8 protein-coding genes are annotated in these 9287 nt (G+C 23.1%); all 8 read right to left on the bottom strand.

Annotated features, from left to right (window positions below; translation table 11 throughout):
• The coding region (locus tag AMN88_RS04645; RefSeq protein WP_143323658.1) for an NAD-dependent epimerase/dehydratase family protein at positions 1-160 on the bottom strand (160 nt) is incomplete at its 3' end.
• 6 nt (positions 161-166) lie between these two features.
• The gene (locus AMN88_RS02005; RefSeq protein ID WP_075536194.1) at positions 167-1099 is read right to left on the bottom strand and encodes a polysaccharide deacetylase family protein; all 933 of its coding nucleotides are present in this window, start codon (positions 1097-1099) and stop codon (positions 167-169) included.
• Positions 1100-1921: a formyltransferase family protein gene (locus AMN88_RS02000; RefSeq protein ID WP_075536193.1), complete on the bottom strand. Its 822-nt coding sequence runs from the start codon at positions 1919-1921 to the stop codon at positions 1100-1102.
• A gap of 2 nt (positions 1922-1923) precedes the next feature.
• Positions 1924-3237: a surface carbohydrate biosynthesis protein gene (locus AMN88_RS01995; protein ID WP_075536192.1), complete on the bottom strand. Its 1314-nt coding sequence runs from the start codon at positions 3235-3237 to the stop codon at positions 1924-1926.
• Between the two features lie 15 nt (positions 3238-3252).
• A complete protein-coding gene (locus AMN88_RS01990) occupies positions 3253-3978 on the bottom strand; it encodes an N-acetylneuraminate synthase family protein (RefSeq protein WP_075536191.1) in 726 nt (241 codons plus the stop codon).
• Positions 3975-5216, bottom strand: a complete 1242-nt coding sequence (locus AMN88_RS01985; protein ID WP_075536190.1) for a glycosyltransferase family 2 protein — start codon at positions 5214-5216, stop codon at positions 3975-3977. The genes AMN88_RS01990 and AMN88_RS01985 overlap by 4 nt, the downstream gene beginning before the upstream one ends.
• A 3-nt stretch (positions 5217-5219) precedes the next feature.
• Positions 5220-7577 (bottom strand): PEP/pyruvate-binding domain-containing protein, encoded by a 2358-nt coding sequence (locus AMN88_RS01980; RefSeq protein WP_075536189.1) that lies wholly within the window; start codon positions 7575-7577, stop codon positions 5220-5222.
• Positions 7570-8967 (bottom strand): surface carbohydrate biosynthesis protein, encoded by a 1398-nt coding sequence (locus tag AMN88_RS01975; RefSeq protein ID WP_075536188.1) that lies wholly within the window; start codon positions 8965-8967, stop codon positions 7570-7572. Before AMN88_RS01975 ends, AMN88_RS01980 begins: the two co-directional genes overlap by 8 nt.
• Positions 8968-9287 lie beyond the last annotated feature (320 nt).

The raw sequence follows: 9287 nt of genomic DNA, 5'->3' as shown, positions 1-9287 counted from the left end.
TAAATTTATTTTTTCTAAGATTTTTAATTCTATCAATTTTTAATTTTTTTGAATAATAGTCGTTTATATTATCAACACCTATAACTTTAATTTTGTTTTCTATAAATTTTTTAGTCGTATGATATCCTATAAATCCAGCTGATCCTGTAATTAAAATCATAAAAAACTAATTTCTTGTTATCTTTCCATGTATAAAATTATTGCAATCATATCTAGGTAATGAATATCTTTTATTAAAAAATTCATCATAGTTGATATCTCTAGACTCTACATTCATTGAAAACGATACTTTTTTTTTTTTTAAATATTTTTGTATACTTGCATTAAAAGTGTGAAACCCTCCGTAAGGATAACAAAATGTTTTTTGGAAATTAAAATTATTCACAAAATCTAAAGAGGTAGAAATATCCTTTTCACAATCTTTTTTTCTTAATTTAGAGAGAACTCTATGAGTATGACTGTGCGCTCCTATAATCATATTATTTTGAACTAGCTCTTCTAGATGTTTTTTTTTCATGTATATTCTATCAAAATAATACTTTTCCTTATTTTTAAAAAAAAAGTTGAACAATTTATCTATAACTTTATGTCTTATGCTTTCATCTATATAATAATTTAATATCTTTTTAAAAAGAAATGTTTTTTTAGTATTTTTTTGACTTAAGTATAATTTATTTTCAAAAAATTTTAATTTTTTTTGACTGAAAATATTTTTTTTCATAAAATTATCTGAAAGATAATCATAAGCTATTTGACCACCATATTTGCCAAGTATTAAATGAATTTTATGTACTGGTAAAATTTTTTTGTTAATAAAAGGAGCAGAAGGGATGTAAAATATTGCATTTAAATTATATTTTTTCAAAATTGGCAACACATATCGATAATGACAAAGTAGTCCATCGTCAAAAGTTAAAAAAATTTTTTTTTTAAAATTTTTTTTTTCAAAATTTTTTTTGAATAAATCCTTACAATCAAAAAAATGATATTTTTTTTTAAAATAAATAATTTGTTTTTCAAAATTTTTTATATCTAAATAAGAAAAATATTTTAATTTTGGATTATATTTTTCAACATAATGGTACATAACGCTTTTCATTTATAATAACTTATTCTGATAAATTGGATATTTTTTCTCAATAATTACTTGATTATTAATATATTTTTTTATCATCATATTCTTTTGATTAAATTTGACTTTTTTAATGTCTGATTCCTTTATATCATTTTTGAAGAACAGTTTGTTATTTTTATTTTTTTTAAATTTTAAAGTTTTTATATTTTTATAATTATCAAATATTTTTTTAATAACAATTGGAGTTTGTTTTATAAGTTTGTTTCCGACTTTGTGCACATTATCATCTATTTTATATTTGGGTCTTATTTGATGAATGATGGGACCATCATCTATACCATCCTCTAATTTCATGAAAGTAACCCCAACAAACTGCAACTCATCGTTTACAAAAGGCCAAAAGTTTGTTGCGCTACCTAAATAATATGGGGAAAGACCCAGATGAATGTTAATTGAATTTTGTTTAAAATGTTTAAGTATTGGATTTTTGATAATAGAACAGCCATATGTTAATAAATAGTCAGCTTTCAAAGATAAAATATAATTTATTAAATTTTTATCATTATTAAACTGACCCCTCTCAATTATTTTTAAGTTATCAACTTCTTTGGTTTTTTTAATAAATTCAAAAAAATATTTTTTTTCATATTTTTTTCTTAATAAAAAATGATTTTTAATTTCATTTTTTTTCTTTAATTTAAAAAATTTTGTGCTTTGTCTTTTAATATTATTTTCAGACAAACATAAGCAAACTTTATAGTTTTTGAACTGTCCTATTTTTCTTCTAAAAAAAATATGTCTATACTCATTTGCTGTTATAATTATGATTTTTTTTTTTAATTTCATCTCTAATCTTTATTTATGAGTATTACTCTTTTCCCAAGCCATTTAAGCTTAGTATTTGACTGTTTTAGGTTAAGAAGACTCTCAAATGTTCTTAAGCTTTCTTTAATCTCAACATATTTAAAGTCGCCAACTTTTTTATCTGAATATTTTTTTTGTAACTTTGATCTGTAACTGGTTAATTCCATGAATTTATTTCTTAAGATAGAATAAATTGAGATTAATTTAATCTTTAAAATTCTTATTAAAGAAAATTTTTGTTTATTGATCTTTAATTTTGAAATACAAGTTAAAATTTTTTGAAACGAAAAATTTTTCGATTTAGTGTTAGCATACCAATGATCTAATTGAGTATATTTTGATCTTGTGTTTTTCTGTTTTAAAATTAGTTTTTCTACCTGGTTAATATCTTTACAAGTGACTGAAATTTTTTTAAACAATTTGTCATGAAGACCTTTGCTGTGATAGGGATCATAATTAATAGTATTGTATTTTAAAACCCATGCTTCCAAACCAATTGTATCTCTATTGTGTATCGTATTTTTTGCAGCTATAATCCAAGGAATAACACTTCCTTTGAATATTACCTCACAATTGTCAATTTTGTTTGAAATTTTTTTCCATTCTGCATCACTTTCTGAAGGATGAGGCCTGATTATTATTTTTTTATCTGGAAATTTTTTCCTTAATTCAAATGGTAACTTATAAAAATAACTTAAGAGTTTCTTGGACTCTTTAAAATATTTTTTAGTTGTTATCATTTTTTTTCCTTTAAGTTTATTTAATGGATTATTTCTATTTACTGAACCAAACCTTGATGAAATAAAAATAAATTCACCATGTTTTTTAATTATTTTATTTGCTTTATTATTGTATGTTTTTCTCCATGGTTCTTTTAAGACATCTATTCTGGGATTTCCTACTATTATTGAATTTTTAATTATATTGGTTTTATAAATCATTTTTTTATGTTTTTTGCTCCACAAAAAAAAATAATCTAAGTATTTGTGAATATCATCATCTATATTTTGTTTTAAGTAAATTTTATTATCATGATACATTAAAGCTTCTTCATCCAAAGAAACAATTTTATGTCCTAGCTTTTTCCAGGATTTAAATCTCTCAACGCTATTTTTTCTAATAGATTTTTCTAAAATAACTCCCGGAGGAAAATGTTTAATTAATTGTCTGAGCTCATTTTTTTCACCAATTATTACATTGTATTTTTTTAATAAAGCGTATGCAGTCAATAAGAGTTTTCCCTCTAGTTCTCTATTTGCATTTTCAAAAATAATGTAAATGTATTTATTTTTTTTCATTTGATTAATGCTGAATCACCTAAATGATCTTAGCAAAGTCAAATCATCAGAATATTTTCTTAATAAAGATAGCTCATTTGAATCCATGCTACATATGTGAGCCATCTGAGTATTTACATTCATAGATTTGTTATTAGAAAAATGTTTTTCTAAATACTCAGCGCCTCTTGAAACCGCAAATAAACATGCGCCAATACCCACGCTATGATCACTAAACCCAGAAAAGAAACTTTTATCAAAATTTGGCATTTTGATATCATTATAATTAGTAGGGTAATTTGAAACACAATATAAATATTTTATATTTTTATCATCAAAAGGTATTCCTTTTTTCTGATAATTATACATTCCTAAAGAAACTATAATTTTTTTTTTGGTAGAGATAATTTTTTTACAGAGTTTTTTATCTAATACAGTACGGCTCGCAATTTTATATAATTCAAAATTTAATTTTTCACACCATTCTATTTTTTCTTCATCAAATATAGACGCAAAAATCTTGACACCTATATCATCAGAAAAAGATTTTAATTCTTTTAATTCATTAAAATTTATTTCTAAAAATTCTCTAACTTTATTTCCAAATAATTTTTGACTATTATATAATTGAACTTTTACATAATCAGCTCCAGATAACTTAGACTGTAAAATCATCCTTTTTATTTCGTCTTTTGAGCCCATAAACTGAGGATGAATTTCTGAAATTATTTTAACATTTCTTTGTTTTTGATTTGTTTTCATTTTTTTAAATTTGATAAACTTATAACATCTTTGTTGGTGTGAACATCTATAATATCGCTTCTTACAAAACCAGCATAAGTGCTTAAAGTTTTTTGAAAAACTGCCTGATATTTCATAACTCTCAAAGCACCATTTTGATTATTATTCTTATCAACAGATATTACTTCACTTAAATTATATTTTACTAAATGCAATATACATTTATCTATATCATGATGAGTAACTTGCGGTGAATTTGCTTGTAAACTAATAACTATATTGGGTTTATTTGTCTTGGAAATTTCTTTTGTAGCATGAACTATGGCGTCCATTTTAAAAACATAATCTCCTGATAAATGCTGAGGTCGATTTATTATTTTAGCACCTATTTTTTTAGAATAATTTATAATTTCTTCATTTTCAGATGTAACGTAGACTGCTTTAACTAATTTTGATTTCTTTGCAGCCATTATAGACCAATAAATCATTGGCTTATTCCAAACATTATATAAATTTTTTCTTTTTAATCTTTTTGATCCACCACGCGCTGGAATTATCACTATAACATTTGGTTTTTTTCCTAGTTTAGATTTTAATAAACCTAATTTATTTTTATTTCTAATATTTTCTAATTTGGTTTTATATATATTGATATAGTCATTATGTTTTGTTTTATTTGATTTATGCATTCTATAAAAATATAATGGCAACTCTAAATATTGTATTTGATATCTATCACCAAGTCTTTCTCTTAATTCCTCTTCTTCTCTGTGCTTAAATTTTTTATCATATAGACCTAATGATATTAACTTTGATCGGTTGTACATTATACCGCATGAAATTGGTTTTTCTCTTGCTGAAATTATTTTTGTCTTTTTTTGTTTTGAAAAAAAATACTGGTAGTCACAAGCAACACAAAATAAATTTTTGTTATTTTTAAGATATCCAAATAACATTTTTATAAAATCATTCGAAATAAAATCATCTGCATCTACTCTTACTATATATTTTGATCTAGCTTTTAAGATTGCTTTATTCGAACTTTCAGCAACACCAAGATTTTTCTTATTTTTAAAAATCCTAAAATTTTTAAATTTTAAGTATTTGTTCGCAATTTCAATAGAGTTATCTGTTGAATTATCATCTACAAATATTACTTCAAATTTTTTTTTATCAAAATCTTGATTTAAACAGCTCTCAATTGATTGTTTTAAAAATTTTGAATAATTAAAATTAGTTAGAATAATAGAAACATTCATAGTTTAGCCTAGTAAATTTATATTTTTTAGAGAACAATCTAAAAAAATCTTTTTATTATTATTTATATTATTAAATAACTTTTCACCACACCCTATTGCTGCTGGTAAACTAAACTCAGAACATCTTATTGACATATGTGAATTTGATCCACCATATTTTGTTATCAAACCTTTAATCTTGTGAGAAAAAATCCAATCATATCCAGGATCAGCATTTTCAATAATAACTATTTTATTTTTTAAATTTTTATTCATGCTGTTTGATGCATCTACATAAACAATTTCACCAATTATTTTTTTTCTTGTTACAAAGTTTGGAATATTATTTTGGAAAGGTGTTATGAAACTTGAACTTTCATCAAAGATAATCTGAGGTAATTTTACTGAATTAATTATATCATTATTTTTCATCAATTTTCTATTATTGAATATTTTTTTAATTGTTTTAAATTTATTTGTAAAATCATCAATCTCGAAATAAGAAGCCTCATCTCTAGTAACATTTTTTTCACTTGAAATTTTAGCAATCTTTTCCAAAATATTACTTATACTTTTAGTGAATACGAACTTGGAGTATTCCCTTAATTTAATTGCTTCTTTAATATAATAAAATAATCCTTCAGTATCTTTAAAACCTAAATTATATTTGTTTATAAGTTTATCAATTTTAACTTTTTCTAAATTTTTTATTTTAAATAAGTTTTCTTTATTTTTAATTTTATTTTTTGTTATGTCTTTTACAAAATACTTATTAGTTTGATCATATCTCTTGGAATTGATGTCATATGTACCTGGTCTTAGATGACCATATTTTTTTAAGAAAAATTTTTTATGTTTTTTATTAATATTAATCTTGTTATGATCATCAATCATTTCTGTTGCTACTGTACTAATATTATTTAAAAATAAATTTACTCTAGCGTCTGAAATAATATTTATATTTTTAAGCGATCTAAGTAATGTTGTTGCTATAAAACCATGTCTTGCAAGAATTGCAAAATATAATGTACCAAAATTCCTACATTCATTCAGTAATGTTTTTATGCTTTTGTCCCCTGACTCTGTTTGTAAACTTTTGAGTTTTTCAATTTTCGCAAAAGAATATTTTAATGAATATTTAGAATTTTCAATGAAACAATTTCTAGTTAATTCTAAATAACTTTTAGTTATCTTTTTTATCTCCTCACTACTCAATCCAGGAGGCATTAATTGAATAATTTTTTTTTTAAAATCAAAACTAAAACAAGTTATTGCGAGATTAAATTCGATTTTATCATGTAGCTTAGGATTGTTTTGTAATCTGTACATCCAATAATTGATAATTTTGTTAGACAACTTAAGAGGAAGTTTCTTTGGTAAAAAAGAAATTAAACTTAATTTGAAGTTTATATATGGTTGTCCAGCAAAACTTGTCATAAGATTATTTTCTTTTGGAAATTTATAACCCATTATTTTTCTAGCTTTTTTCCAAACTTTTTTAGTAATTAAATTTTTATAAATTGAATAAGATAATGGTTTTGGATGAAGACCTATCATTTCAACCGGATTCCAATCCGGCATCTGTCCAAAATAATTGGGTGCATTAAATGATTTTTCTTTTTGACTTAATTTATTTAAAATTTTTTTATTAGTTAAATTTAAAAGTTTTTTAAAAGTTTGTTTTTTGATTGTATTCCATTTTTTAGTTTTTGTAATACTTCGTACCTGTAGTAATATTGGATTAAATTCTTTATCTATTACAAATTCAATATCTAAAAAATTATCATTCAATACATTTTCTAATTCTTTAACGGCATTTATTAGCCTTATAAATCTTTTTGATTTTAATGAAAACAACCCATCTCTATACACATACAGCGATTTATTTGAAAATTCTCCTGTTCCAGAGGTTACTGTATCAGTTAAGCCAGTAGTATCGTCATAATTAATTATGTAATATGGTGCACCTGAATTTATATCGTGTGTAAAAACTACACCACTCGATGAGACGCTTTGCACCATCTCCTGAAAGATTATTTCATCCCTTTTTATACTTTTATTTTTTAATTTATAAATTTTAATTATTTCTTTAATACAAAAAATAATTTTACCTTTATTACTTGTTGAAATATTTAAAAAGCTTTTATAAACGCCTGCTTTAGATTGATTTTTTTGATCTTCTTCAAAAGAAGATGATCTAATAGCGAGTTTTGTTATTTTTTTTGTTTTAAAATAATTTTGAATTTCAGAAATTTTATTTCGATTTTTTAAAATTTCATTTACACCTACTACTACTGTTAATGGAATTTTAAATTTATTAATTTTTTTAACAAGCGCAAGTAAAGTTGACCCTTTACTTTTTGATAAAATACCCTCACTCATTATCTTTTTTTTCTATCAAAAATATATGAGGGAAAATTTTATTAATTTTATAATCTTTTTCATATTTATTACCTGTTAGATTGAAAAATTTATATTTTAAAATATTTAGAGAAATTCCATCTCCAAATTTTTGTTTTTTTCTATTTTGAGTCCTTTTATCAACTGATTTAAAGAATAGTAATTTTTTGATTAATTTACCAATATTAGATTTAATTTCATAATATGCAGAAAAAAACTTGTTATTATATTTATCAACTACATTTAAATTATTAAACTCATGTTCTCTCAATTTAATCTGATCTATTATTTTTTTGGTAGATGATTGATTTTCATCAAAATTATTTAAATATGATTTTATTTCACTTGTATTTTTTACTTTAGTTATATGATCTTCATAATTTTTTTTATTTATTATGTTGATTAGTTGTTCTTCTGATCTTACTGGTATCGTAAATTGTTTTAACACTGAATATTCAACACTTGGAAAATTTTGACACGGCACATAATTTACCACTGGTTTTTCCATAATGGATGCTTCAATTATAGTCGTATCATTGTGTCCAATTAGTAAATCAGATGCTAAAATCCAGGAATTTGTACTTTTATTATCACTGACTGTAAAAACATTTTTTAAATTTTTTGTTAACCCAATCCAAAATTTTTCGTTTTCAGCGGGATGTGGTCTAATAATTAATTTCTTTTCAGGGCAGTATTTATGAAAATTTAAAACTAACTTTATATAGTGCTCTAAATCTAATTGGAGCAAAGATCTCCAATTTCTAGCAACCTGAAGTTCTCTTGACATAATACTTTTTCCCATCGCAACCATGTTAAAAACATGTCCTAATTTTTCTTCAGTTTGATTTTCATTAATTTTTGAAAAACTAGAAGTTAATAATATAAAATTACCATATTTATTTTTTATTTTTTCTACTTCATCATTAAAGATGTGTCTATTTTGCTTTTTTAAAATATCCACCCTAGGATTACCTGTAGAAGAAAAAATATTTTTATTATTTGGAAAACTTTTTTGTATTTCATTTTTGTCGTCATCACCCCAACAAAAAAAATGATCCAGTAGATTTAAACTTTTAGGATAAATTCTTCTTTCAACAGCGTCTTTAATATCATAATTGATAAACATCTCTTCATCATAAGCAGCTACATGATGTCCATATGATTTTAATTTTTTCATTATTTCTGTATTTCTGGGCCCGATACTTTTGAAAATTACAACTCCTGGTCTTAAATATTTTAATCTTTCCCAAAGTACACCTTTGTGTCCAATCACTACAGAATAACCTAAATCAGATGCTTCTTTGGCAAAGAGAATTCTTGCATCAATTTCTCTTTTTAAAATTTCAATTAAAAGATAAATTCTTTTTTTCATTAATTTAAACGTTTAAGGAAGATAACATAAGTTAATTAGACGAATTTATATACTTGAAAATATACAAATCAACACTTTGTTTTCAATAAGCTGATTGTCAAAAAAATTCTTATAGTGCTCAAAATTATTTATAAATATAAAAATCAACTTTAAAATAGTATATACATTTCATAAAAATTCTTAAATAACTTTTAAAATATTTGAAAAATTATAAAACATTCCTTATTTTAAATAATTAAAAATTTTAATATTATGCAATTAGTTGTATTAGCTTCTGGTAAAGGTAGTCGCTTAAATTATAAAGATAAAGTTCCAAAAAT

Source organism: Candidatus Pelagibacter communis, from assembly GCF_001180165.1.
GTDB classification, from domain to species: Bacteria; Pseudomonadota; Alphaproteobacteria; order Pelagibacterales; family Pelagibacteraceae; genus Pelagibacter; species Pelagibacter ubique_P.
Note: the sequence above shows the minus strand (reverse complement) of the source record. Positions and strands in the feature narration are given on the sequence as shown.

What these genes read in the sequence shown, in the direction of transcription:
- AMN88_RS01975 (WP_075536188.1), bottom strand. Translation starts at nt 8,967, where the DNA reads ATGAAAAAAAGAATTTATCTTTTAATTGAAATTTTAAAAAGAGAAATT.
- AMN88_RS01990 (WP_075536191.1), bottom strand. Translation starts at nt 3,978, where the DNA reads ATGAAAACAAATCAAAAACAAAGAAATGTTAAAATAATTTCAGAAATT.
- AMN88_RS02005 (WP_075536194.1), bottom strand. Translation starts at nt 1,099, where the DNA reads ATGAAAAGCGTTATGTACCATTATGTTGAAAAATATAATCCAAAATTA.
- AMN88_RS01985 (WP_075536190.1), bottom strand. Translation starts at nt 5,216, where the DNA reads ATGAATGTTTCTATTATTCTAACTAATTTTAATTATTCAAAATTTTTA.
- AMN88_RS01980 (WP_075536189.1), bottom strand. Translation starts at nt 7,577, where the DNA reads ATGAGTGAGGGTATTTTATCAAAAAGTAAAGGGTCAACTTTACTTGCG.
- AMN88_RS02000 (WP_075536193.1), bottom strand. Translation starts at nt 1,921, where the DNA reads ATGAAATTAAAAAAAAAAATCATAATTATAACAGCAAATGAGTATAGA.
- AMN88_RS01995 (WP_075536192.1), bottom strand. Translation starts at nt 3,237, where the DNA reads ATGAAAAAAAATAAATACATTTACATTATTTTTGAAAATGCAAATAGA.